Raw genomic sequence first — 23407 nt, forward strand, 5'->3', positions numbered from 1 at the left:
TGGGCGCCATGCGCATCGTTGTACTGGCCGGCGGGATCGGCGGCGCCCGGTTCCTCCGCGGCCTGAAGCAGGCAGAGCCGGACGCGGACGTCACCGTCGTCGGCAACACCGGCGACGACATCCACCTGTTCGGCCTCAAGGTCTGCCCGGACCTGGACACCGTGATGTACACGCTCGGCGGCGGCATCCACGAGGAGCAGGGCTGGGGCCGCGCGGACGAGACGTTCGCCGTCAAGGAGGAGCTGGCCGCGTACGGCGTCGGGCCCGGCTGGTTCGGGCTCGGCGACCGCGACTTCGCCACCCACATCGTGCGCACCCAGATGCTCGGCGCCGGATTCCCGCTCAGCGCGGTGACCGAGGCGCTGTGCGACCGCTGGCGGCCGGGCGTGCGGCTGGTGCCGATGACCGACGACCGGGTCGAGACGCACGTCGCGGTGGAGTTGGACGGCGAGCGCAAGGCGATCCACTTCCAGGAGTACTGGGTGCGGCTGCGCGCCTCGGTGCCCGCGCTCGCCGTGGTGCCCGTCGGCGCCGAGCAGGCCAAGCCCGCGCCCGGCGTGCTGGAGGCCATCGCCGAGGCCGACGTGGTGCTCTTCCCGCCGTCCAACCCCGTCGTCAGCATCGGCACGATCCTCGCCGTGCCGGGCATCCGCGAGGCCATCGCCGACGCCGACGTGCCCGTCGTGGGCCTCTCCCCCATCGTCGGCGGCGCCCCGGTGCGCGGCATGGCGGACAAGGTGCTCGCCGCGGTCGGCGTCGAGTCCACCGCCGAGGCGGTCGCGCTGCACTACGGCTCCGGGCTCATCGACGGCTGGCTGGTCGACGAGGTGGACGCGGCGGCGGTGCCGGCGGTGGAGGCCGCCGGGATCCGCTGCCGGGCGGTGCCGCTGATGATGCGCGACACGGACGCGACGGCGCGGATGGCCGCGGCGGCGCTGGAGCTGGCCGAGGAGGTACGGGCATGACGGCGGACCCGGGTACGGGCACGGAGACCGGCACGCAGACCCCCGCGGGGCAGCCGGGTGCCCCGGAGTTCCACGTACGGGCCCTGCCCGGCATCCCCGAGGTCCGCCCCGGCGACGACCTCGCCGAGCTCGTCGCCGCCGCCGCGCCCGGCCTCGCGGGACCCCCGCTCGCCGACGGCGACATCCTCGTCGTCACCTCCAAGATCGTCAGCAAGGCCGAGGGCCGGGTCCGGCAGACCGCCGTGCCCGGCGACCGGGAGGCCGCCATCGACGAGGAGGCCGTGCGCCTCGTCGCCCGCCGCGGCCCGCTGCGCATCGTCGAGACCCGGCACGGCCTCGTGATGGCCGCCGCCGGCGTGGACGCCTCCAATACCCCCGCCGGCACCGTCCTGTTGCTCCCCGAGGACTCCGACGCCTCCGCCCGCGCGCTCCGCGCCGGGCTGCGCACGGCCCTCGGCGTCAACGTCGGCGTCCTGATCACCGACACCTTCGGCCGCCCCTGGCGCAACGGCGTCACGGACGTCGCCATCGGCGCCGCCGGCGTCCGGGTGCTCGACGACCTGCGGGGCGCCCCGGACACGTACGGCAACGCCCTGGAGGGCACGATCGTCGCCGCCGCCGACGAACTGGCCGCCGCCGGCGAGCTGGTCAAGGGCAAGGCCGACGGGCTGCCGGTCGCGGTGCTCAGCGGGCTGCCGCAGCTCGTCGCCCCGGCCGGCGAGGACGACGGTCCTGACGCGCGGGCGCTGGTGCGGGAGCCGGCCGAGGACATGTTCCGCCTCGGCACCTCGGAGGCGGTCCGCGAGGCGGTGACGCAGCGGCGTACGGTGCGCGAGTTCACCGCGGAGCCGGTGGACCCGGCGGCGGTGCGGCGGGCCGTGGCCGCCGCGGTCACGGCGCCGGCGCCGCACCACACGACGCCGTGGCGGTTCGTGCTGCTGGAGTCGGAGCAGGCGCGCACGGAGCTGCTGGACGCGATGCGCGAGGCGTGGATCCGGGACCTGCGGGAGCTGAGCAACTTCACGGAGGAGTCCATCGCCAAGCGGATCCGCCGCGGGGACGTGCTGCGCAACGCCCCGTACCTGGTGGTGCCCTGCCTGGTGATGGACGGCTCGCACACCTACCCCGACGACCGGCGCAACGCCGCCGAGCGGGAGATGTTCGTCGTCGCCACCGGTGCCGGGGTGCAGAACTTCCTCGTCGCGCTGGCCGGCGAGGGGCTGGGGTCCGCGTGGGTGTCGTCCACGATGTTCTGCCGGGACGTGGTCCGGGAGGTGCTGGACCTGCCGGCGGACTGGGATCCGATGGGCTCGGTGGCCGTGGGCCACGCGGCGGCCCCGCCGCGGCAGCGCCCGCCGCGGACGGCGGACACGTTCACGGTGGTGCGCTGAGCGCGGCGCGCCCCCGGCGGCGTACGACGGCGGGACCCCGGCCCACCGCGGGCCGGGGTCCCGTCCGACTGATCAATGTGCTCGGTTGGCCAACGCTCAGTCTGCCGAGACGGTGACCTTGTCGTCGTTCTTGAGCTGCTCGAAGAGCTGCTTCGCCTTCGGCTCGTCCCACTTCTGCACGGAGCCGAGCCGCGGGTCGGTGCCGCCGGAGACGACCGGCAGGTTCATCGACTTGCCGTCGCCGCCCGAGACGCCCTTCATGGCCCAGAACATCTGGGCGACGTTGAACAGGCTCATGTCCTTGTCGACGATGAGCGCGTCCAGGCCGGCGCCCATCGTCGGGTAGAGCTTGAACGGGTTCATGATCGTCGTGAACTTCGCCGACTCGCTGGCCAGCTTCGACAGCAGCTTCTGCTGGTTCTTCGTCCGGTCCAGGTCACCGCCCGGCAGCGCGTAGCGGTTGCGGACGAAGGCCAGCGCCTCGGCGCCGTCGAGGTCCTGGCAGCCCTTCTCGAAGTCGGCGCCGGAGTTCTTGTCCTTGACCGCCTCGTCGAAGCACATCTCGACGCCGCCGAGCTCGTCGACGATGTTGGCGAAGCCGCCGAAGCCGATCTCGGCGTAGTGGTCGATCTTCAGGCCGGTGTTGTACTCGACCGTGCGGACCAGCAGTTCCGGGCCCTCGATGGCGTACGCGGCGTTGATCTTCTGCGTCTGCTCCGGGATGCGGTTGCCCGTCTCCGATCCGGTGAACGACGGGATGGTGACCATCCAGTCGCGCGGGAGGCTGACCATCGTGTTCCCGTTGTCACCGGTGTGCAGGATCATCATCGAGTCGGTGCGCTTGCCCTCGACGGAGCCGGTGTGCAGCTCCTGCTGCCGCTCCTTGGACATGCCCTCGCGGCTGTCGGAGCCGACGATGAGGTAGTTCGTGCCGTCCTGGTCGCCGGGCCGGTCCTCGACCTTGCTGAGGTCCACCTCGCGGCGCAGCTTGGAGTCCGCCCAGAAGTACGTGACGACGGGCACGACTATGAGGATGACGAGCGCCACGATGGCGCCGATCTTGATCCGCTTGCGCCAGTTCGGCGGCGGCTTCCCGTAGCCGCCGGCCTGCCGGCCGCCGCCGTCGTCGCCGTACGGTCCCGAGGGGTCGCCGCCGCCGCTGCGGTAGACCTGCCCCTCGTTGTAACCGTCGCCGTACGCACCGTGGCCGTCGTCGTAGCCCCGGGATCGCTGCGGCGGCACCCCGCCGCCGCCCACGACGGGCATGACGCGGTGGGGCTCCGGATCGGACGCGCGGCTGCCGCGCCCGTACCGGTCCCTGCTGTCTGCAGTCCATCCCTCGGGCCAGTCACTCATGCGGGAAGTGTGCCCTGCCCGCCATGCCGACCTGAAGGGGGGTTCTGAATCGGACCGGGCTTGTAGCGGTTCTGATGCAAAGCGGCGCGCCGCATACAGTGACACACATGAACGATCAGGCACGGCCGGCGGCAGGCGAGGCGAAACCCACCTCGGCCTCCCGCACCACGTTGTCGTCCATCATGACGGCGAACGACGCGAACCTCCTCGGCACCGTGCACGGCGGCGTGATCATGAAGCTGGTCGACGACGTGGCGGGGGCCGTCGCGGGGCGCCACTCGGGCGGGCCCGCGGTGACGGCGTCGATGGACGAGATGGTGTTCCTGGAGCCCGTGCGGATCGGGGACCTGGTGCACGTCCTGGCGCAGGTCAACTGGACGGGGCGGACCTCGATGGAGGTCGGGGTGCGGGTGATGGCGGAGCGGTGGAACGAGTCGACGCCGGCGAAGCAGGTCGCGAGCGCGTACCTGGTCTTCGCCGCGGTCGACGACCAGGGCCGCCCGCGCCCGGTGCCGGCGGTCGCGCCGGAGACGGAGCGCGACGAGCGGCGCTGCCAGGAGGCGCAGATCCGGCGCACCCACCGGCTGGCCCGCCGCCGCGCGATCAAGAACCTCCGCGCCCGCAGCGAACCCGCCTGAGGGCGGCCGGGCGGCGGGGTACGCCCGGCCCCCGCCGGTGGGCGGCTCACCGCGACGCCGGCCCGTGCCGGGCAGGGCTGTTCGAAGCACGCCCGGGGGTCCACGCGCGTTCCGGGGCGTACGCCGGCCCGGGCCGGCGACCGCGCACGCCCCCGTACCGCGTGCTGCTGTCGGCCCCGCGTGCGCAGGCGACCGCCCGCCGCCCCGCCGTGCCCGCGGGCGGCGTCACGTGCAGAGGACCTCGTCTCCCGTGACCGCCGACCAGACGTCCGCGCCGTCCAGGATCGGGTCCGCGGGCCGTACCCGGTGCACCTTCTCGTGGTCGTCGCCCAGCGTGACCGTCATGAGCGCACCGTGGCCGCGGTCCGGCACCAGCTTCGCGTGCGGGAGGGCGGCCGCCAGGGAGCGGGCGGAGCGGTCCCACTCCGGGTCGTACGTCAGGATCGTGCGGTCCGTGCGCGCCGCCGTCGTGGGCGCCCCGGTGGTGTCGAAGCCGGTGCGGGCCAGCGAGCGGTCCACCCGGCCGCCGAGGCCGTCCTCCCCCGTGCCGTTCGCCACCTGCACCCGGACCTGCTCCGGCGGCACCTCCACCGGCGTCGCCCTGCCCTGTCCCTTGCCCTGCCCCTTCCCTTTTCCCTTCCGCCCGTCCGGGTCCCCGCCACGCGCCTTGAGCGGCCTGTCCTCGCGCAGCCTGTCGAAGAGCCGCCGGGCCCGCTCCTCGTCCCACCTGACCGTCGTGCCGAGCCCCGGCACCTCGTAGTCCATGTCCGCCACCGGCACCGTCGCGAACTCCGACGACCCCGGCGAGAACCCGTGCAGCGCCTTGCCCAGCGAGAACACCGCGCCGGTGTCCAGCGCCGCGTCCGTACGCACCGAGCCCAGGAGCGTCGAGCCGACCTCGCGGAAGCGCAGCGGGTTCATCAGGCCGCTGGTGCCGGTGAGCTTGTCGATCACGGCGGCCAGGAAGCGCTGCTGGCGCTTCATCCGCCCCATGTCGGACGCGCCGTCCAGATGCCGGGCGCGTACGTACGCCAGCGCCTCGCCGCCGTCGAGGCTGCTGGTGCCCGCGGGCAGGTCGAGACCGGAGTACTTGTCGCGCAGCGGGCGCTGCGTGCACACCTGCACGCCCCCGACCACGTCCACCGTCTTCATGAAGGCCGCGAAGTCGATCTCCACGTAGTGATCGATGTGCACCCCGGACAGCTTCTCCACGGCCCGTACGGTCAGCGGCGGACCGCCGTGCGTGTACGCGGCGTTGACCTTCGCGGCGTGCGCGGTGCGCCGCTCGCCGAGGGCGCGGTTGGTGTGCGGCGGCAGCTCGACGTAGCTGTCGCGCGGGATGCTGACCACGCTCGCGCGGTCGCGGTCCTTCGACAGGTGGACGAGCATCAGCGCGTCCGTACAGTTGCACGGCTCCCCGCCGAGGCGGTACTTGCGCCGGTCCTCCTCGCTCACGCTGTCGCGCCGGTCGACGCCGGCGACGAGGAAGGTGAGCCCGTGGCCCTCCCGGGGGCGGTCGGAGATGCCGCCGAAGGCGTCGACCCGGTGGATACCGGAGCCGATGGAGCTGAGCAGGAAGTACCCGGCCCCACCGGTCGCCAGCAGCAGGAGGGAGAGTGCGGTGGCGATCCGCAGACCCCAGCGCGGGCGCTTCACTGACGGGGCTGGCACGGTGTGGGGACCTCCACGGGGCTCGGATACGGGCGTCGTCCGCCGCGCGCACATGCGTGCTGGGCGCGTCTGTGCCTGCGTGGCAGGGCGGCGGCACGGGTACGGACCCGACCACGGTAGGGACGCAGGCGCCGTCCTTCCCCGCACACGCCGTCCGTACGCTTAACGCCACCCTGCGGGCACGCCCCGATCCCCCGTTCGCGGTAACCTGAGCGGCGCCATGAACGACTTTGCGACTCCCCCCGCGGTCTCCGTGATCATGCCGGTGCTCAACGAGGAGCGGCACCTCCGTGAGGCGGTGCGGCACATCCTGGAGCAGGACTACGAGGGCGAGCTGGAGGTCGTCATCGCCCTCGGCCCGTCCACGGACGGCACCGACGCCATCGCCGCCGAGCTGGTCCGCGAGACCGCCGACGGCGCGCGCTGCCGGGTGCAGACGGTGCCGAACCCCACGGGCCGTACGCCCGCCGGGCTCAACGCCGCCATCGCGGCCTCCTCGCACCCCGTCGTCGTCCGCGTCGACGGCCACGGCATGCTCTCCCCCGGCTACATCTCCACCGCCGTCCGGCTGCTGGCCGAGACCGGCGCGCAGAACGTCGGCGGCATCATGCACGCCGAGGGCGAGACGAGCTGGGAGCAGGCCGTCGCCGCGGCGATGACCGCGCGCATCGGGGTGGGCAACGCCGCGTTCCACACCGGCGGCGAGGCGGGGCCCGCGGACACCGTCTACCTCGGCGTCTTCCGCCGGGAGGCGCTGGAGCAGCAGGGCGGGTACAACGAGGAGTTCATCCGCGCGCAGGACTGGGAGCTGAACTTCCGGATCCGCTCGGCCGGCGGGGCGGTCTGGTTCTCGCCGGAGCTGCGGGTCTCGTACCGGCCGCGGCCGAACCTGCGGGCGCTGGCCAAGCAGTACAAGGACTACGGCCGCTGGCGCCGCGTCGTCGCGCGGTACCACAAGGGTTCGATCAACCCGCGCTATCTCGCGCCGCCCGCCGCCCTCGCCGGGATCGTCGCGGGCGTGCTGGTCACCCCGCTGACACCGCTGGGGCTGGCGGTTCCGCTCGCGTACGCCGTGGGGATCGCGGCCGGCTCGGTGCCCGCGGGGCGCGGTCTGCCGGTACGCGCGCGTATGCAGATCCCGCTGGCGCTGGCCACGATGCACATGTCGTGGGGCTGGGGGTTCCTCACCAGCCCGCGGTCGCTGGCGCAGAAGGTGATCGCCAGCCGCCGCCCCGCGGTCACGGCGGGCTGACCTCCGGCCGCCTTCGCCGCGGGCTTCCGTACGGCCCCGCCCGCACGCGCGCGCGGGGCCGCGGCATTACCAGGTGTAGGACGGATTGACGTCCATGCACGCCTTCTTGTCGCTGCCCGCCAGCGGGTTGGAGCTCTCCGGCGCCTTCTCGGGCCCCGCCTCCTCGCCGTCGTCGGCGTCGCCGCCGGCGTCCGGCGGATAGGCGTCGCCCTCCCGCCAGTCGGCGCCGACCACCAGCGTCACCCCGTCGACGCCGCTGGACTCCTTCACCGCCCGGTCGGGCAGCCCGAGCGCCTTGGCCACCGCCAGGGCGTTCGCGTGCTGCTCCTCGGTCGCGTACGAGATGGTGGTGTCCGCCTGCGACTTGGGCGTGGCGTCCGTGGCGGCCTGGGTGAAGCCGTCCTCGGCGAGCACCTCGGCGATGTCGCCGGCCCGCCCGGTGACCGGGGCGTACATGGTGGTGCCCGTGCCGTTCTGGACGAGGACGGGGATGTCCGCCTTCGGCTCGGCCTGGGCGACGAGGTCGTCCGGCTTCTTCTTCTTGGGCTTGTCCTTGCCGTCGAAGGCGACGTCGTTGCGGAGCATGGACCAGATCTGCGGCGCGTCCTCCTCGTTGGGTACGACGTGCGCGTTGTTCTGCGGATCCGGCACCCACGGCATCGTGGTCATGGTGATGCGCTCGGGCGGCACGCGCTTGATGTCGTTCCCGAGGTCATAGAGCTTCTTCAGGTCGCCCAGGCCGTCGTCGACGGTGAGCGCGTTGGTCGCCGCCTCGGCGAGGCGGCGCAGCTTGCCGGGGTCGGAGAGCTTGGCGCCCTCCTTGAGCTGGCGGGCCATCGAGTTCATGTACTGGTGCTGCGCGTGCGTACGCCCGATGTCGCTGCCGTCCTCGAAGCCGTGCCGGGTGCGCAGCCACTGCAGCGCCTGCTCGCCCTTGATGGTCGTCTCGCCCTCTTCGAGGCGCAGCCCGGAGTCGTCGTCGTAGACGTTGTCCCGTACGCAGACGGGGACGCCGCCCACCGCGTCGGCCATGCTCACCACACCGGCGAAGTCGATCATCATGAAGTGGTCGATGGAGACGCCGGTCAGGGCCTCCCAGGCGGCGACGGTGCAGCCGGGGCCGCCGTTCTGGAGGCTGGTGTTGATGGTCTGGGACGTGGTCTCCGGGTAGACCGTGCCGTCGTCGGGGTCGGTGCACTCGGGGATCGTCACCCGGGTGTCGCGCGGGACGGAGACGACGGACATGTTGCTGCGGTCCGCGGAGACGTGGAGCAGCATCTGCACGTCGGCGAGCGGCTTGCGGCCGCGGTCGGCGCGGGAGCCGCCGAGGCGGACGTTCTCGTCGGAGTTCCTGCTGTCGGACCCCAGGAGCAGAATGTCCAGCGGGGTCTGGCCGTCCGCGTTGGGCTGCTTCTCGTCGAGCTTGTTCTTGCCGAGGTTGAGGCGGTCCTTCTCCAGGTTGTTGTTCAGGTCGCGGTAGTAGAGGTAGCCCGCGGCCGCGGTGCCGAGTATGAGGAAGGCGACGATGCCGAAGACCCAGCGGGCGATACGCATCCCGCGGCGGCGCCGCGGCGGTGGCGGCCCGCCGTCGCCGGGGCCCGGTCCTTCGCGGCCGTCGTCGTCGTGCGGGTCGTGGTCGCCGGTGTGACGCGCGTAGCCGCGCTGCCGCGGCATGCCCGGCGCGCCCGCGTCTTCGTACAGAGAGTCGTCCCAGCCGAGCTCGCCGGCTCTGTCGGGTCGACCGTCTGCTCCGCTACCGCGGACATTGCTGCGGCGCATGGGGCCTCCTGGTCGATCGCGGACGTGCGGTGTCCAGTCCGCACGTACGCCTCACTTCGCACAGACGTTCTTGTCTCCGGCCTTGACGTTCTGCACCCCGTCCGGCGCCTTGTCGGGCGCCTCGACCGGGGTGCCCGGCGCGGCGAAGTCCTCGCCGAGCGTGAGCGTCATGGTTCCCTCGGCCCCTGCGTTCTCCCCCGTCTTCTTCATGGCCGACTTCGGCAGCCCCATCATGTCGGCGAGCCGCGCGGCCTGTTCGGCCTGGTCAGGACCGTACTCAAGCCGGGTCTCCGGCTGGAGATCCGGCGTGTTGCCGGCCTCGGCGGCGTAGCCCGCGCCCTCGTCGAGAAGCCACCCGGCCGTGGCCGACGCCATGCCGGACTCCCCACCGCCGTTGACGACGTCGACCCTCACCTCCCCGGGCTCCGACTTCTTCACCGGCTTGCCCTTCTTGCCCTTCTTCGCCCCGTCGAACGGCTTGTCCGCGGCCAGCAGTTTGAAGAGCGGCTTCGCCTTGGCCTCATCCATGAGGACTGTTGCGTCGTCCTCAGGGTTGTCCAGGACGGGCAAAGTCGCGAAAGTAATGTCGTCCTGGGGGACCTTCTTGAGGTCGTTGGCCAGGTCCATGAGCTTCTTCGCGCTGCCGATGCCCGAGTCGACGGTGAGCGCCTTGGTGGCGGCGTCGGCCAGGTCGTACATCTTCTTCGGATTGCTCAGCGAGCCGCCGGACTTCATCTTGCGGATGAGCGAGCTGAGGAACTGCTGCTGGAGCTCGATCCGGCTCAGGTCGCTGCCGAAGCCGACCGAGTAGCGGGTGCGGACGAAGGCGAGCGCCTCCTCGCCCTCGATCGTGTGCCGGCCGGCGGGGAGGTTGAGCTTCGACTTGGGGTCGTTGATGTCCTCGGCGAGGCACACCTCGACGCCGCCGACCGCGCTGGACAGGTCCTTGACGGCGTTGAAGTCCGCGAGGATGAAGTGGTTGACGTCCAGCCCGGTCAGTTGCTCGACGGTCTTCCAGGTGCAGCCGGGGTCGCGGCCGAACTGGCCGAGGCTCTCGTTGAACTTGGTCTCGTACGTCCCCGGGATGGTCTTCCAGCTCCCGTCCTCCTGCTTGGTCTTGCAGTCCGGGATGTCGGTGATCATGTCCCGCGGGATGCTCATCGCGGTGGCGTTGGTGCGGTCCTCGGAGACGTGGAACAGCAGCGTGGTGTCGGCGTGGCCGGGGCTGTTCATGTCGCCGTAGCCGTCGTTGCCCTTGCCGGTGCGCTTGTCCGTGCCCATCACGAGGATGTTGACGGGGCCGTCGATGACCGCCGCGTGATCCTCGCCGGCGACCTCGACCTTGTCTATGTTCCCGTTGAGCTTGCGGTAGATGAGGAACGCCGCGGTGCCGACGGCGAAGAGCACGACCGCGAGGCCGCCGGCGACCCAGATCAGCGCCTTCTTCTTCTTGCTCTTACGGGGCTTGGGACGGCGGCGGCTGCGCGGCCCGTCCCCGTCCGGCCCCGAGCCGCCCGCGCCGCCGGAGCCGCCCGCCGCGCCGCGGCGGCGCTGGGACGGCAGGCGGGGCTCCTGAAGGCTCTCCGGGGCTTCCGCGGGCGACGCGTGGGACTGGTGCCTGCCGCCGGCCCGGGGCGGGCCGCCGGTATGCGGCTGGCCGGGCTGCGGCGGGCCCGCATGCGGCTGGGCGTGCGGCGGTTGCGCGTGCGGCGGGCCCGGGGCCTGGCCGTGCGGGGGCTGCCCGCTCTGCTGCGGGATGTACTGCTGCGGGTGCTGGGGCGGGCCGCCGTACCCGTGCGGGGTGTGACCGTGCGGACCCGGTGCGTGTTGGCCGTGGGCCTGGGGGGCCTGTCTGCCCGGGATCTGCGGGTCGAGACGCAGCTCGTAGCTGCCGGTCTCGGGATTGAACACCCACTGATCGGCGGGGTCGACCTCGCCGGCGTGTCCACGGCCTCGCCCATCCACGGTCGCTTGGGTTCCTCACATCGCTCGGTCAGCGCCTCCCCCTGCCGGCGCCGGACTTCCTGCCATACGCTCGACGACCGCCTGTCAGGCGGCCGGTCGGCTCACACTAGCCGCCTCTTTCGACGACTGGCGACGCCCGTGACAAATTCCACGCACTCGTAACAGGACATCCCGCGCATCCCCTCCATACACCGTGCCCCCTTGTGCGCGTTGATCCGCTCTATCGGCAGATGTCATCCACAGGGGTTGTCCCCTTGTATACGGACGGCGCGCCGGAGTCCCGTTTCTGCTTGGCTTTCCTGCCCTCGGAGACGAAGCGCACCACGCTGTCGGTTCGCAGTGCGCCGAACAATTCTCGCGCCGCCGGCTGCGCCAGTTCGTCGCGGTTGGAGTCCAGGCGGTACGGGCGGCGCGGCACGGTCATGAAGTGCACGCGCTCTTGGGGCACGTCACGGACGACGCGTACGAGGTCGTACAGCTCGGTGAGCGACGACAGTTCCTCGTTGGCGGTGAGCGCGGAGGTCACCGCGTCCAGCAGCGGGGCGAGGCGCAGCGGGTTGAAGAGCACGCCGTTGCTCTGCACCTTGTTGACGAGCGAGGCCATGAATTCCTGCTGCCGCGACATGCGTTGGGTGTCGCTGCCGCCGTCGAGGGACTTGCGTGCCCGTACGTAGCCGAGCGCCTGCTCTCCGTCGAGCACCTGGCGGCCCTTGGGCAGCCGAAGCTTGGCCGATTTGTCATGCATCGCCGCCGGCAGGCACACCTCGACGCCGTCCACGGCGTCCACGACCTCCTTGAAGCCCTGGAAGTCGGCGATGACGTGGTGGTCGACGCGCACGCCGACGAGCTTCTCCACCACGCGGATCGTGCAGGCGGCACCGCCGTAGGCGAAGCTGAAGTTGAACTGGTTGACCTGCTTGCCGCTCGTCCCGCCGCCGGGGCTGCGGCAGTCGGGGATCTTCACCATCAGGTCGCGGGGGATGCTCACGGCGGTGACGCTGTCGCGGTCGCCGGCGAGGTGCAGGAGCACGGCGGTGTCGGAGCGTTCGACGCCGGTGTCGTGGCCGTAGCGCTCGCTGCCCGCGCGGGAGTCGGAGCCGAGGACGAGGATGTTGGTGGCCCCGCCGGCGGCGGGCGCGGGCCGCTCCTCCTCGTAGCGCTTCAGCTCGCGGGCGGTGGCGGAGTCGACGGTGATGTTGCTGTCGAAGCGCTGGTAGAAGTACCAGCCGACGCCGGAGAGGGCGAGGAGGAAGACGGCCAGGCCGAGGCCGACGCGGCGGGCGAGGACGCGGCGGCGGCTGCGCGGACGGGGGCGGCGGGGCGGCAGGGGGTCTGCCTGGTACGAGGATGCGCCCTCCCGCGGGCCGGTCTCATCTGCGCCCATCCGTCACACTCATTCGGCCGTTGTGCACGTGTGCGGACGGCCGAGCACCCCCGGGGTCGTACGGTCCGCCTCATTCGGTACATCGCATCACGAATGAGGCGCTACGCCCGATAACTTCGCCCGCGCGCGTCGCTCGGGGCGGTGGCGCGGGCCGGCGTCACGAGACGCGCTCGTCGGCCCTCCGCTTCTCCTGCTGTTCGGGGGTGAGCCGGTCCAGGTACGGGCAGAGGACGACCCCCGCGCCGGCGGCCAGGGGGGCGTAGAGGCCCGCGGAGAGCCCTTTCCACGTGTCGTACCCCAGCGTCGAGAGCGTGCGGGAGCCCGGCGCGAGCGCGCGCGCCTGCGCGTCCGCGCGGGCGCGGGCGACCAGCTCGGCGGCGGTGAACCGGGCGCCGGGCGCTTCGAGCGCAGGCGCGTCCGGGTCGGCCGGGGCGTACGGCTGGAAGCGGTCGCCCTGCCCCGGCACCTCCACGGCGTAGTCGAGGAAGCCGTCCGGCGGCTGCGGGAAGCGGGCGCCGAGCGGGCGCAGGCTGAGGGCGACCCGCTCGCCGGTGCAGGCGCGGGCCTGCTCCAGCGCGCCGGGGCCGGAGACGACGAGGTCGGCGGCGGCCGGGTCGGGGTCGGCGGGCACCGCGGTGACGCCGGTCGCGGCGCAGGCCAGCAGCCAGACGGCGGTCTGCCAGTGGGCGGGCAGGAGCAGCGCGAGCCGGTCGCCGGGCTCGGCGGCGAGGTCGCCCTGGAGGAGGTTCGCGGTCTTGGCCACCCAGTTGGCGAAGGTGGCGACGGACAGTTCGACGCGCTCGCCGGTGGTGTCGTCGTAGTACGTGACCAGCGGGCGGGCCGGGTCGGCGGCGAGGGCGGCGTCGAGCAGGGCGGCGGGGGTGGCGGCGGTGGGGTTCATCGCCGCCAGGTTACGCCGTCGCGTTACTCCGTCCGGCAGAGGTAAATGGACAGCGGTGGGGGGTGTGGAAAGGATGCGTCATATGTACGCATTTTCTTCTTCGGTCGTCGCGATATCCGCCGCCGCGCTGCTCACTCCGCTCACGCCGCTCGCGGCGCCGCCCGCTTCGGCGGGCGCGCTCCCCCGGGCGGCAGAGGCCGAGCGGGCCGCCGGCCGTACGCAGTCGCTGCCGCTCACGCCGCTCGGCTCGTCCTCGCGCGGGCCCGGGGCGGGCACGGTGGGCCTGTCGAAACCGGACGCCGGGCCGTTCACGATGGTCGGCGTCGTCTGGAAGGACCCGGAGGCGGAGCTGGACGGGCGCGTGCGGGTACGGGCCAGGTCGGCGGAGACGGGCCGGTGGTCCGGCTGGCGGGACCTGGACCCCCACGCCGCGGACGCGCCCGACCCGGGGTCCGGCGCGGAGTCGGGCGGCGAGTCCGGTGGCGAGGGCCGCGGCGGCGCGGCGGCCCGGCGCGGGGGCACGGCGCCGCTGTGGGTGGGCGACTCGACGGGGGTCGAGGTCCGCGTCGTACCCGCGCGCTCACGGTCGGCGGACGCGGCGGGGGCGGCGGATACTGCGGAGGCCGTGGGGGCGGCGGGGCTGCCGCGGGGGCTGACCGCCGAGTTGATCGACCCGGGCGGGGCGGGGCGGGAACGGACAAGGCGCGAGCGGCCGGCACCGCGGCCGCGGGCGAACTCGCCGCGCAGACCAAGGCCGCGTCGGAAGCGGACGCCGTACGCCTCAACCCGGCCCTGCCCGCCGCGGCCCGCCCGTTCGTCGGCCCGCGGCCGGAGATCGTCACGCGCAAGGGGTGGGGCGCGGACGAGAGCAAGCGCGCGAAGGGGTACCGGTACACGAAGACCGTGAACATCGCCTTCGTCCACCACTCGGCGACGGGCAACGACTACCGCTGCACCGAGGCACCCGGCCTCATCCGCGGCATATACCGCTACCACACCCAGAGCCTGAACTGGGCGGACGTCGGCTACAACTTCCTGGTCGACAAGTGCGGCCGCGTCTACGAGGGCCGGGCGGGCGGCGTCACGCGCGCGGTGATGGGGGCGCACACGTACGGCTTCAACCACAACAGCATGGGCATCGCCGTCCTCGGCAGCTACGACTCGGCGGCGCCGTCGCAGGCCGCGGTGAACGCGGTGTCGCGGCTGACGGCGTGGAAGCTGGGCCTGTTCGGCAAGAACCCGAAGGGCAAGCAGACGAAGGTGTCGGGCGGCGGCAAGTACGCCAGAGGGACGCGGGTCAGAATGAACGTCATCTCGGGGCACCGGGACGGCTTCGCGACGGCCTGCCCGGGGGTGCGGCTGTACGACAGGCTGGGTGCGGCGAGGGCGAGTTCGGCGTCGTACCAGGGCCGCCGCTGAGAAGGGGCTGAGAAGGGGACGCGCGCCGGTCGCCTGTGACGCGGCACCGGTCCCCGCGGGCGGTGCGCCGCGGCGCGGGCAACTCCCGGCGCCGGCCGCCGCCGTGGCTGTCGGCGGCGGAGGCTAGAGTCGTGCGACGTGTCCGCCGCCCCCGACCACCGCGCCCGTACCCGGACCTGGGCACCCCCGGGCCCGTACGACCTGTGGCGCACCCTGGGCGTGCTGCGGCGGGGGCCCGGCGATCCGGCGTTCCGCGTCGCGGACGGCGCGGTCTGGCGGGCGAGCCGCACCCCCGCGGGCCCCGGCACGCTGCGCGTCGCCCCGGCGGGCGGGGCGGTCGCCGCCGAGGCGTGGGGCCCGGGCGCGGAGTGGCTGCTGGACGGCCTCCCGGCGCTGCTCGGCGCCGAGGACGACCCGGAGCCGTTCACGCCGCGCCACCGCGTCGTCCACGAGGCCCGCCGCCGCCACCCGGGCCTGCGCCTGATCCGCACCGGCGTGGTGCTGGAGTCGCTGATCCCGTCGGTGCTGGAGCAGAAGGTCACCACGGACGAGGCGTACCGCTCCTGGCGCCTGCTGCTGCACCGCTACGGCACCGAGGCCCCGGGCCCGGCCGGGCCGGAGCTGCGGATGCGGGTGATGCCGGACGCGCGCGGCTGGGCGATGATCCCGTCCTGGGAGTGGCACCGCGCGGGCGTCGACGGCAAGCGCGCGGCGACGATCGTACGAGCCGTCCGCCGCGCCCGCGCCCTCCAGGCGGCGGCGGACATGGACCTCGACGCCGCCACCCGCCGCCTCACCGCCATCACGGGCATCGGCCCGTGGACGGCGGCGGAAACCCTCCAGCGCGTCATCGGCGCCGCCGACGCGGTCACCGTCGGCGACCTGCACCTGCCCCGCATCGTGGGCTACACCCTGGCCGGCGAGCGCAACGCGGACGACGAGCGCATGCTCGAACTGCTCGCGCCGTACGAGGCCGGGGGCCAGCGCCACCGCGCCACGCGCTACCTCTGCCTCCTGGGCCGCATGCCCCCGCGCCGCAAACCGAAGGCCGCCATCCCGGACATAGCCCGCCTCTGACCCCGCCGCGCGGCGGCGGGGTCCGGCGTCGCCCGTATCAGGGCAGGTTGCGGGCCATGACGATGCGCTGGACCTGGTTGGTGCCCTCGTAGATCTGGGTGATCTTCGCGTCGCGCATCATGCGCTCCACCGGATAGTCGCGCGTGTAGCCGTAGCCGCCGAGGAGCTGGACCGCGTCCGTGGTCACCTCCATCGCCGTGTCGGAGGCGAAGCACTTGGCCGCGGCGCCCTGGAAGGTGAGGTCCGCGCCGCCGCGTTCGGACGTGGCGGCGGCCGCGTAGGTGAGCTGGCGGGCGGCCTCGATCTTCATGGCCATGTCGGCGAGCATGAACTGGACGCCCTGGAAGTCCGCGACCGGCTTGCCGAACTGTTTGCGTTCGCGGACGTAGCCCTTGGCGTAGTCCAGGGCGCCCTGGGCGATGCCGAGGGCCTGGGCGGCGATGGTGATACGGGTGTGGTCGAGGGTCTTCATCGCGGTGGCGAAGCCCGTGCCCTCGGCGCCGATCATGCGGTCCGCGGGGATGCGGACGTTGTCGAGGTAGACCTCGCGGGTGGGGGAGCCCTTGATGCCGAGCTTCTTCTCCGGGGCGCCGAAGGAGACGCCCTCGTCGGACTTCTCGACGACGAAGGCGGAGATGCCCTTGGAGCGCTTCTCCGGGTCGGTGACGGCCATCACCGTGTAGTACTCGGAGATGCCCGCGTTGGTGATCCAGCGCTTGACGCCGTTGAGGACGTAGGAGTCGCCGTCCCGTACGGCGCGGGTCTTCATGCCGGCCGCGTCGGAGCCGGCCTCGGGCTCGGAGAGGCAGTACGAGAACATCGCCTCGCCCCGCGCCAGCGGCGTCAGGTACTTCGCCTTCAGCTCCTGGGAGGCGGAGAGCATCAGGGGCAGCGAGCCCAGCTTGTTGACGGCCGGGATCAGGGAGGAGGAGGCGCAGACGCGGGCGATCTCCTCGATGACGATGACCGTCGCCAGCGCGTCCGCGCCCGCCCCGCCGTACGCCTCGGGGACGTGGACGGCGTGCAGGTCGTTGGTGACGAGCGCGTCCAGTGCCTCCTGCGGGAAGCGCGCCTCCTCGTCCACCTCGGCCGCGAAGGGCTCGATCTTCGCCTCGGCGAGCGAGCGTACGGCGTCGCGGAGCATGTCGTGCTCCTCGGCCGGGCGGTACAGGTCGAATTCGGGCGCTCCTGCCAAGGCTCTCTCCATTCCCGCGCATGCTAACTACCGTTAAGTAGTTCTGATGGTATGCCGTGCGCGGCGAGCGGACCTACGTGATGTTGGCGACAGGGGGCGCGGGGGCCCGGCTCAGGGTGCCGTGCCGCCCAGGCGGTCGGTCGGGTACTTCTCGACGTACTGCGCCATGGTGTCGTTCCGCATGGCCTCCCACAGGGGGTCGCCCGCCTTGTCGTCCAGCAGCACCACCGACTGGCCCTCGATCATGTCGAGGCCGGCAACCGGTGCGTTCATGAACACCAGGTCGCCGGAGCGCACCCCCTTCATGTCCCACATCAGGTCGCGCATCGCCCCGTCCGAGAACCGGTCGTCGACGCTGACGGTGGCGGTCACCGCGTCCAGCAGGCGCTTGACCTTGAGCGGGTTGGAGAAGTTGTCCGAGGACATCGTCTCCGTGATGACGGCGCGGAGGAAGTTCTGCTGCCGCTGGGTGCGGTCGAGGTCGCCGCGAGGCAGGCCGTGGCGTTCACGTACGTAGTCGAGGGCGGTCTTGCCGTCCATGTGGTGGGTGCCGGCGGTCCACTCGCCGCCGCCGTTGCGGCGCGGGGTGGTCTCGTCGATGGTGATGTCCACGCCGCCGACGGCGTCGGTGAGCCGCTTGAAGCCGCTCCAGTCGATCACCGCGAGGTGGTCGATCTTCACCTTCGTCATGCGCTGCACGGTGTCGATGAGCAGCGGGGGGCCGCCGTAGGAGAAGGCCGCGTTGAGCTTGGCGTCGCCCCGGCCGGGGATGTTCACCCAGGAGTCGCGGGGCAGCGAGACGACGTAGCCGCCGTCGCGGCCCTCGGGGAGGTGGACGAGCATCATCGTGTCGCTGCGCTGCGCGCCCGGCTTCCAGGTGTGCTCACCGGCGCCGTCGCCGGTGAGCGGGAGGTCGGAGCGGGCGTCGACGCCGACGAGAAGGTACGTTTCACCGCCCTTGGACGGCGCGGGCCGGTGCTTTTCCGGCACGTTCGTCGGGAAGGCGTTCGGGATGCGGTCGACGCGCCCGGTGTAGTGCTCGTACGCCCACCAGAGGCCGCCGGCGACCATGAGCACGCCGGCGAAGAGCATGATCACGGCGCCGAGGAGCACCTTGCGGCCGCGGCGCATCCGGCGGCGGGGCGCGGCGTGCGAGGGGGCGCCGGCGGGGTCTTCGGGGTCGTCCGGGCCGCCGGGGCCGGTCGCCGGGTCGGCAGCCGGGCCGGTCGCCGGGCCGGCAAGCGGGTCCCGGCCGTCGGGTCCCCCGGGCCCGTCCCCGAGTGCGCCCGGCGCTCCCGGTGTCCCCTGCGCGCCCGGCGCGAACGCCGCGTCCACGTAGGCCGCGTGCGCCGCCGTCGACGTGTCCCCGGCGTACGGCGCCTCCGGTTCGCGGGCGCGCGGCGTACCGGGCTCGTCGGTTCCGCTGCCCGTTCCGTCCAGATGCTGCCTCGCCACGATCCCCACTCCCTTTGGTGCACGCTCATGAGTCAGACTCCGCACCCGGGCCCATGGTTGCCCAGGCGGGTGTGGTGGAGCCCGCCGTTATGCTCGGGACCATGACCTTGAAGATCACCGTCATCGGCACCGGTTACCTCGGTGCCACGCACGCCGCCGCGATGGCCGAGCTGGGCTTCGACGTGCTCGGCCTGGACGTGGTCGAGGAAAAGGTCGAGCTGCTGTCCACCGGCAGGGTGCCGATGTACGAGCCGGGTCTGGAGGACCTGCTGCGCGCGCACGTCTCCGGCGTCGGGGGCTCGTCCGGCCGGCTGCGCTTCACCACGTCGTACGAGGAGGCGGCGGCCTTCGGCGACGTGCACTTCGTCTGTGTGAACACGCCGCAGAAGCACGGCGAGTACGGCTGCGACATGAGCTATGTCGACGCCGCGATCGACACCCTGGCGCCCCTCCTCGACCGCCCCTGTCTGGTGGTCGGCAAGTCGACGGTGCCGGTGGGTTCCGCGGCCCGGCTGGCGCGCCGGCTGGCCGAGCTGGCCCCGGCGGGCGAGGAAGCCGAGCTGGCCTGGAACCCGGAGTTCCTGCGCGAGGGCTTCGCCGTCGAGGACACCCTGCGCCCCGACCGGATCGTCGTGGGCGTGGCGAGCGAGCGCGCCGAGAAGGTGCTGCGCGAGGTGTACGCCGCGCCGCTGGACTCCGGTACGCCGTTCGTGGTCGCCGACTACCCCACCGCCGAGCTGGTGAAGACGGCCGCCAACTCCTTCCTCGCCACGAAGATCTCGTTCATCAACGCGATGGCGGAGATCTGCGAGGCGGCGGGCGGTGACGTGGTGAAGCTGGCCGAGGCGATCGGCTACGACGACCGGATCGGCAAGAAGTTCCTGCGCGCCGGGATCGGCTTCGGCGGCGGCTGCCTGCCCAAGGACATCCGCGCGTTCATGGCCCGCGCCGGTGAACTCGGCGTCGACCAGGCGCTCACGTTCCTCCGCGAGGTCGACTCGATCAACATGCGCCGCCGCGCCCACATGGTCGAACTCGCCCGCGAAGCCTGCGGCGGCACCTTCCTCGGCCGCCGCATCGCCGTCCTGGGCGCCGCGTTCAAGCCCGACTCCGACGACGTGCGCGACTCCCCCGCGCTCAACGTCGCCGGGCAGATCCACCTCCAGGGCGGCCAGGTCACCGTCTACGACCCGAAGGGCATGGACAACGCCCGCCGCGTCTTCCCCACCCTGCGCTACGCCGAGTCGGCAAAGGACGCGCTGCGCGGCGCCGACCTCGTGCTGCACCTCACCGAGTGGCCGGAGTTCCGCGCCCTCGACGCCGGGCAGCTCGCGCAGGTCGTCTCCCGGCCGCACCTGATCGACGGCCGGAACACGCTCGACCCGGTGCCGTGGCGCGCCGCGGGCTGGACCTTCCGCGCGATGGGCCGCCCGGCGGCGTAGCGCGGGCGGCTCCGGGCCGCAGGACACGGCGAACCCCCCGTTCCGCCGGAAACGGGGGGTTGCGCCTGCGGGGGACCCTCAGATGGAGACGCCGTTGTCGCGCAGGTACGCGACCGGGTCGACGTCGGAACCGTAGTCCGGGCTGGTGCGCACCTCGAAGTGCAGGTGCGGCCCGGTGGAGTTGCCGGTGGAGCCGGAGAGACCGATCTGGTCGCCGGCGCCCACGCTCTGGCCCACGCTCACCGAGGTGGACGACAGGTGGGCGTACTGGCTGTAGTGGCCGTCGTCGTGCTTGATCACGACGGCGATGCCGTACGCGCCGCCGTCTGCGCCGTTGCCGGCCTTGACGACGGTGCCGGAGGTGACGGCCTTGACCGGGGTGCCGGTGCCGGCGGAGAAGTCGACACCGGTGTGGTAACCGCTGGACCAGGAACCGCCCGCGGCCCGGTAGGCGGTGGAGAGACCGGCGTCGATCGGGGCGGAGAACCCGCCCGCGGGAGCGGCCTCGGCGGACTGCTCCTCCTGCTGCTCCTCGGCCGCCGGCTTCTCCTCCTGCGCGGAGGACGGCTGGGCCGACGTGGTCTCCGGCTCCTCGAGGGTGACCTCTTCGCCGCCGTCGAACTCGTACTCCTGACCGGGGAAGATCAGGTCCGGGTCGTCGCCGATGACGTCCTTGTTGCCCTCGTAGATCGTCTGCCAGCCGCCCTCGATGCCGTGCTTGCGCGCGATGTCCCACAGGGTGTCACCGGAGACGACGGTGTAGTTGCCGGCCTTCTTGAACTTCTTCTCCGGCGCCTTCTCCTGCTTCGGGGCCTCGTCCTTGGCGGGCTGCGCCTCGGGCTCGCTCTCCTCGCCGCCGCCGGTGGAGAGGTCCGGGGCGGGGCCGCCCTGGGTGAGCCCGGCCTGCACCGAGCAGACCGGCCAGGCGCCGGGGCCCTGCGAGGCGAGGACCTTCTCGGCGATCTCGATCTGCTGCTCCTTGGTGGCCTGGTCGGCGCGCGGCGCGTACTGGGTGCCGCCGTAGCCCTCCCAGGTGCTCTGCACGAACTGCAGGCCGCCGTAGAAGCCGTTGCCGGTGCTGATGCTCCAGTCGCCGCCGCTCTCGCACTGGGCCACGCGGTCCCAGGTGTCGACGGAGGCGGCCTGGGCGTGGCCGCCGGCGATGAGCGGGATGGCGACGCCGGCGCTGCCGGCGGTGACGATGAGGGCCCTGCTGCCCCGGGCTATCCGGCCCAGGCGACGGTGACGTCCGCGTGCGGACATGGACATGCTCCTCTCCGACGCCTGCGAGGTGAGCTGTCGGGTTCGAGCTGGAGATGCCCGGCCATGCGGAGCATGGCTTCACCCCAAGCCGTCCCGCGCTTGCGCGCGCGGTGCGGCACTTACCTGGGTCCCCCGCTCCTGCCGTGAAAGCTGAAGTGCCTGCCCGTCGCCGCCGACAGGATTCGGCGTTACGGCGACGAGGTACCCGCATCGGTGGCGCGAGCACGCCGAGCACCGTAATCACACAGCCGAAAACAGAACAAGCTGTGAAACGTCATCAAGGCCGTTCCCCACATCACATCGGAATCAGCCCGACAATCGCCCCATCCCGTGGCGCTCCCCAATCTCCCCTCTCCGGTAGAGACTTGTCGATAAATGAGGAGCCGGGCGCGGTGCCGCACGAGATGAGAATTCTGTGAGTGACTTATGTCACTCTGCTCACCCCTGGACCTTCGCGGGGCCGTCGAGCTGTTCGATGGTGGCGATCGACGGGCCGCGCCGGGCGGCCACTTCGCGCGCCGCCGCCTCGGCGTCGCGCAACACCCGTAGCGCGTTGGCCCACAGGAGCCTGGCCAGGTCTTCTTCCGACCAACGGCGGTGCAGCAGCTCGGCGACGAGATGCGGATAACCGGCCACGTCCGCGAGATCCTCCGGCGTGAACGGCGTGCCGTCGAAGTCGCCGCCGATACCGATATGGTCGATTCCCGCCACTTCGCGCATATGATCCAGATGATCCGCCACGGTCGCGGCCGTCGCCTGCGGCCGCGGGTGCGCCTCCTCGAACGCACGCCGTACGCGGACCGCTTCGTCGTCCGCGCCGAACGGGTCGAGGCCCCGGGCGGTCATGTGCTCGTCCACCTCCGCAGTCCACGCCACGGCGGCGGGCAGGACGAACTTCGGCACGAACGTGGCCATCGCCACACCGCCGTTGGCGGGGAGCATTTCCAGCACATCATCCGGAATGTTGCGCGGGTGGTCACACAGGGCCCGAGCGGATGAATGGGAGAAAACGACCGGCGCCTCGGTGACGCGCAGCGCGTGGCGCATGGTCGAGGGCGCCACGTGGGAGAGGTCGACGAGCATGCCGACCCGGTTCATCTCGCGCACCACCTCCTCGCCGAAGGCGGTGAGCCCGCCGTGCCGCGGCTCGTCGGTGGCGGAGTCGGCCCAATCGGTGTTGTCGTTGTGCGTGAGCGTCATGTAGCGCACGCCGAGCCGGCGGAAGGCGCGGAGGGTGGCGAGCGAGTTGGCGATGGAGTGCCCGCCCTCGGCCCCCATCAGCGAGGCGATCCGCCCGTCGGCCCGCGCCGCCTCCACCTCGTCGGCGGTCACGGCGAGCCGCAGCTCCCCGGGATAGCGGTCGGCGAGCCGCCGCACCACGTCGATCTGCTCCAGACACGCGCTCACGGCGGCGTCCCCGGCCAGGTCGGCGCTCACGTACACGGACCAGAACTGCGCCCCCACCCCGCCGGCCCGCAGCCGCGGGAGGTCGGTGTGCAGCCGCGCGCGCTGGTCGACGGCGATGTCACGCCGGTCGATGTCGTACGTCACCTGCTCGCGCAGGGCCCAGGGAAGGTCGTTGTGCCCGTCGACGACGGGGTGCGCCCGCAGCACCTCGCGCGCACGCGCGAGCAGTTCGCCGTTCATAAGGTCGTCCTCCCTGCGCGGATAGCGTGGGACACACGCTATCCGCGCAGGCTGACAGCCGGACGACCGGGCCCGGATCGGACGGTGTGTCAGTCCGCGCGGGTGGTCTTGCGGCGGAGGCGGGCGCCCTTGTCGCGGGCCTGGTGGTTCAGGTCCTCCTGGAACGCCGTCATCCGGGCGCGGAGGTCCTCGTCGTGGGCGGCCAGGATGCGGGCGGCCAGGAGGCCCGCGTTGCGGGCGCCGGCCACGGAGACCGCGGCGACCGGGACGCCGGCGGGCATCTGGACGATGGAGAGCAGGGAGTCCATGCCGTCGAGGTACTTCAGCGGGACCGGGACGCCGATGACCGGGAGGGGGGTCACGGAGGCGAGCATGCCCGGGAGGTGGGCGGCGCCGCCGGCGCCGGCGATGAGGGTGCGCAGGCCGCGCGACGCGGCCTCCTCGCCGTAGGCGATCATCTCGCGCGGCATCCGGTGCGCGGAGACGACGTCGACCTCGTACGGGACCTCGAACTCGTCGAGGGCCTGCGCCGCCGCCTCCATGACCGGCCAGTCGGAGTCGGAGCCCATGACGATGCCGACCAGCGGGCCGTTCTCCGCGCTCATAC

17 protein-coding genes, 1 pseudogene and 1 riboswitch are annotated in these 23407 nt (G+C 72.6%); of the genes and pseudogenes, 7 read left to right on the forward strand and 11 right to left on the reverse strand.

What is annotated here, in order from left to right; translation table 11 throughout:
- Window positions 1-8: 8 nt before the first annotated feature.
- Window positions 9-965, forward strand: coding sequence for a 2-phospho-L-lactate transferase (gene cofD / locus DMB38_RS11520; protein ID WP_125935093.1), 957 nt, complete (start codon window positions 9-11; stop codon window positions 963-965).
- Window positions 962-2356 (forward strand): coenzyme F420-0:L-glutamate ligase, encoded by a 1395-nt coding sequence (locus tag DMB38_RS11525; RefSeq protein ID WP_125935094.1) that lies wholly within the window; start codon window positions 962-964, stop codon window positions 2354-2356. The genes cofD and DMB38_RS11525 overlap by 4 nt, the downstream gene beginning before the upstream one ends.
- A gap of 96 nt (window positions 2357-2452) precedes the next feature.
- On the opposite strand, the gene DMB38_RS11530 is transcribed toward DMB38_RS11525, so the two are convergent.
- A complete protein-coding gene (locus DMB38_RS11530; protein WP_125938961.1) occupies window positions 2453-3622 on the reverse strand; it encodes an LCP family protein in 1170 nt (389 codons plus the stop codon).
- Between the two features lie 197 nt (window positions 3623-3819).
- Between DMB38_RS11530 and DMB38_RS11535 the strand changes: the two genes are divergently transcribed.
- Complete coding sequence (locus DMB38_RS11535; RefSeq protein WP_047016074.1) at window positions 3820-4350, forward strand: acyl-CoA thioesterase; 531 nt, start codon at window positions 3820-3822, stop codon at window positions 4348-4350.
- 225 nt (window positions 4351-4575) lie between these two features.
- Here the strand turns inward: DMB38_RS11535 and DMB38_RS11540 are convergent, their stop codons facing one another.
- Window positions 4576-6006 carry an LCP family protein gene (locus DMB38_RS11540; protein ID WP_125938962.1) on the reverse strand — a complete coding sequence of 477 codons (1431 nt, stop codon included), beginning with the start codon at window positions 6004-6006 and terminating at the stop codon, window positions 4576-4578.
- A gap of 235 nt (window positions 6007-6241) precedes the next feature.
- On the opposite strand from DMB38_RS11540, the gene DMB38_RS11545 reads away from it, so the two are divergent.
- A complete protein-coding gene (locus tag DMB38_RS11545) occupies window positions 6242-7273 on the forward strand; it encodes a glycosyltransferase family 2 protein (protein WP_125935095.1) in 1032 nt (343 codons plus the stop codon).
- 66 nt (window positions 7274-7339) lie between these two features.
- Here DMB38_RS11545 and DMB38_RS11550 read toward each other — a convergent pair whose 3' ends face one another.
- From DMB38_RS11550 to DMB38_RS11565, 4 genes are all read right to left on the reverse strand, one after another.
- Window positions 7340-9052: an LCP family protein gene (locus DMB38_RS11550; protein ID WP_125935096.1), complete on the reverse strand. Its 1713-nt coding sequence runs from the start codon at window positions 9050-9052 to the stop codon at window positions 7340-7342.
- Between the two features lie 51 nt (window positions 9053-9103).
- Window positions 9104-10963, reverse strand: a complete 1860-nt coding sequence (locus DMB38_RS11555) for an LCP family protein (RefSeq protein ID WP_125938963.1) — start codon at window positions 10961-10963, stop codon at window positions 9104-9106.
- Between the two features lie 274 nt (window positions 10964-11237).
- Window positions 11238-12401, reverse strand: coding sequence for an LCP family protein (locus DMB38_RS11560; RefSeq protein ID WP_125935097.1), 1164 nt, complete (start codon window positions 12399-12401; stop codon window positions 11238-11240).
- 157 nt (window positions 12402-12558) lie between these two features.
- On the reverse strand, window positions 12559-13302 hold the full coding sequence (locus DMB38_RS11565) for a TIGR03089 family protein (RefSeq protein WP_125935098.1): 744 nt from the start codon (window positions 13300-13302) through the stop codon (window positions 12559-12561).
- 82 nt (window positions 13303-13384) lie between these two features.
- Here DMB38_RS11565 and DMB38_RS11570 point away from each other — a divergent pair.
- Window positions 13385-14721 (forward strand): annotated as a pseudogene (locus DMB38_RS11570) (peptidoglycan recognition protein).
- A 138-nt stretch (window positions 14722-14859) separates the two neighbouring features.
- Window positions 14860-15798 (forward strand): DNA-3-methyladenine glycosylase 2 family protein, encoded by a 939-nt coding sequence (locus tag DMB38_RS11575; protein WP_125935099.1) that lies wholly within the window; start codon window positions 14860-14862, stop codon window positions 15796-15798.
- Between the two features lie 37 nt (window positions 15799-15835).
- Here the strand turns inward: DMB38_RS11575 and DMB38_RS11580 are convergent, their stop codons facing one another.
- A complete protein-coding gene (locus DMB38_RS11580) occupies window positions 15836-16993 on the reverse strand; it encodes an acyl-CoA dehydrogenase family protein (protein ID WP_125935100.1) in 1158 nt (385 codons plus the stop codon).
- 111 nt (window positions 16994-17104) lie between these two features.
- Window positions 17105-18448, reverse strand: coding sequence for an LCP family protein (locus tag DMB38_RS11585; protein WP_240662128.1), 1344 nt, complete (start codon window positions 18446-18448; stop codon window positions 17105-17107).
- A gap of 101 nt (window positions 18449-18549) precedes the next feature.
- Here DMB38_RS11585 and DMB38_RS11590 point away from each other — a divergent pair, with 101 nt between their 5' ends.
- Window positions 18550-19890, forward strand: a complete 1341-nt coding sequence (locus tag DMB38_RS11590; RefSeq protein WP_125935102.1) for a UDP-glucose/GDP-mannose dehydrogenase family protein — start codon at window positions 18550-18552, stop codon at window positions 19888-19890.
- A 78-nt stretch (window positions 19891-19968) separates the two neighbouring features.
- Here the strand turns inward: DMB38_RS11590 and DMB38_RS11595 are convergent, their stop codons facing one another.
- The 3 genes from DMB38_RS11595 to purE all read right to left on the reverse strand — a co-directional run bounded on the left by DMB38_RS11595 (window position 19969) and on the right by purE (window position 23405).
- On the reverse strand, window positions 19969-21153 hold the full coding sequence (locus tag DMB38_RS11595; RefSeq protein WP_125935103.1) for a transglycosylase family protein: 1185 nt from the start codon (window positions 21151-21153) through the stop codon (window positions 19969-19971).
- A gap of 3 nt (window positions 21154-21156) precedes the next feature.
- A riboswitch (cyclic di-AMP (ydaO/yuaA leader) is annotated at window positions 21157-21351 on the reverse strand.
- Window positions 21352-21591: 240 nt separating this feature from the next.
- Window positions 21592-22800: a dipeptidase gene (locus DMB38_RS11600; RefSeq protein WP_125935104.1), complete on the reverse strand. Its 1209-nt coding sequence runs from the start codon at window positions 22798-22800 to the stop codon at window positions 21592-21594.
- A gap of 89 nt (window positions 22801-22889) precedes the next feature.
- Complete coding sequence (purE, locus tag DMB38_RS11605) at window positions 22890-23405, reverse strand: 5-(carboxyamino)imidazole ribonucleotide mutase (RefSeq protein ID WP_125935105.1); 516 nt, start codon at window positions 23403-23405, stop codon at window positions 22890-22892.
- Window positions 23406-23407: the final 2 nt, after the last annotated feature.

Source organism: Streptomyces sp. WAC 06738, from assembly GCF_003945505.1.
Taxonomy (GTDB): Bacteria; Actinomycetota; Actinomycetes; order Streptomycetales; family Streptomycetaceae; genus Streptomyces.

What these genes read in the sequence shown, in the direction of transcription:
- DMB38_RS11595 (WP_125935103.1), bottom strand. Translation starts at nt 21,153, where the DNA reads ATGTCCGCACGCGGACGTCACCGTCGCCTGGGCCGGATAGCCCGGGGC.
- DMB38_RS11530 (WP_125938961.1), bottom strand. Translation starts at nt 3,622, where the DNA reads ATGCCCGTCGTGGGCGGCGGCGGGGTGCCGCCGCAGCGATCCCGGGGC.
- DMB38_RS11560 (WP_125935097.1), bottom strand. Translation starts at nt 12,401, where the DNA reads ATGGGCGCAGATGAGACCGGCCCGCGGGAGGGCGCATCCTCGTACCAG.
- DMB38_RS11600 (WP_125935104.1), bottom strand. Translation starts at nt 22,800, where the DNA reads ATGAACGGCGAACTGCTCGCGCGTGCGCGCGAGGTGCTGCGGGCGCAC.
- DMB38_RS11550 (WP_125935096.1), bottom strand. Translation starts at nt 9,052, where the DNA reads ATGCGCCGCAGCAATGTCCGCGGTAGCGGAGCAGACGGTCGACCCGAC.
- DMB38_RS11545 (WP_125935095.1), top strand. Translation starts at nt 6,242, where the DNA reads ATGAACGACTTTGCGACTCCCCCCGCGGTCTCCGTGATCATGCCGGTG.
- DMB38_RS11565 (WP_125935098.1), bottom strand. Translation starts at nt 13,302, where the DNA reads ATGAACCCCACCGCCGCCACCCCCGCCGCCCTGCTCGACGCCGCCCTC.
- DMB38_RS11535 (WP_047016074.1), top strand. Translation starts at nt 3,820, where the DNA reads ATGAACGATCAGGCACGGCCGGCGGCAGGCGAGGCGAAACCCACCTCG.
- DMB38_RS11525 (WP_125935094.1), top strand. Translation starts at nt 962, where the DNA reads ATGACGGCGGACCCGGGTACGGGCACGGAGACCGGCACGCAGACCCCC.
- purE (WP_125935105.1), bottom strand. Translation starts at nt 23,405, where the DNA reads ATGAGCGCGGAGAACGGCCCGCTGGTCGGCATCGTCATGGGCTCCGAC.
- cofD (WP_125935093.1), top strand. Translation starts at nt 9, where the DNA reads ATGCGCATCGTTGTACTGGCCGGCGGGATCGGCGGCGCCCGGTTCCTC.
- DMB38_RS11590 (WP_125935102.1), top strand. Translation starts at nt 18,550, where the DNA reads ATGACCTTGAAGATCACCGTCATCGGCACCGGTTACCTCGGTGCCACG.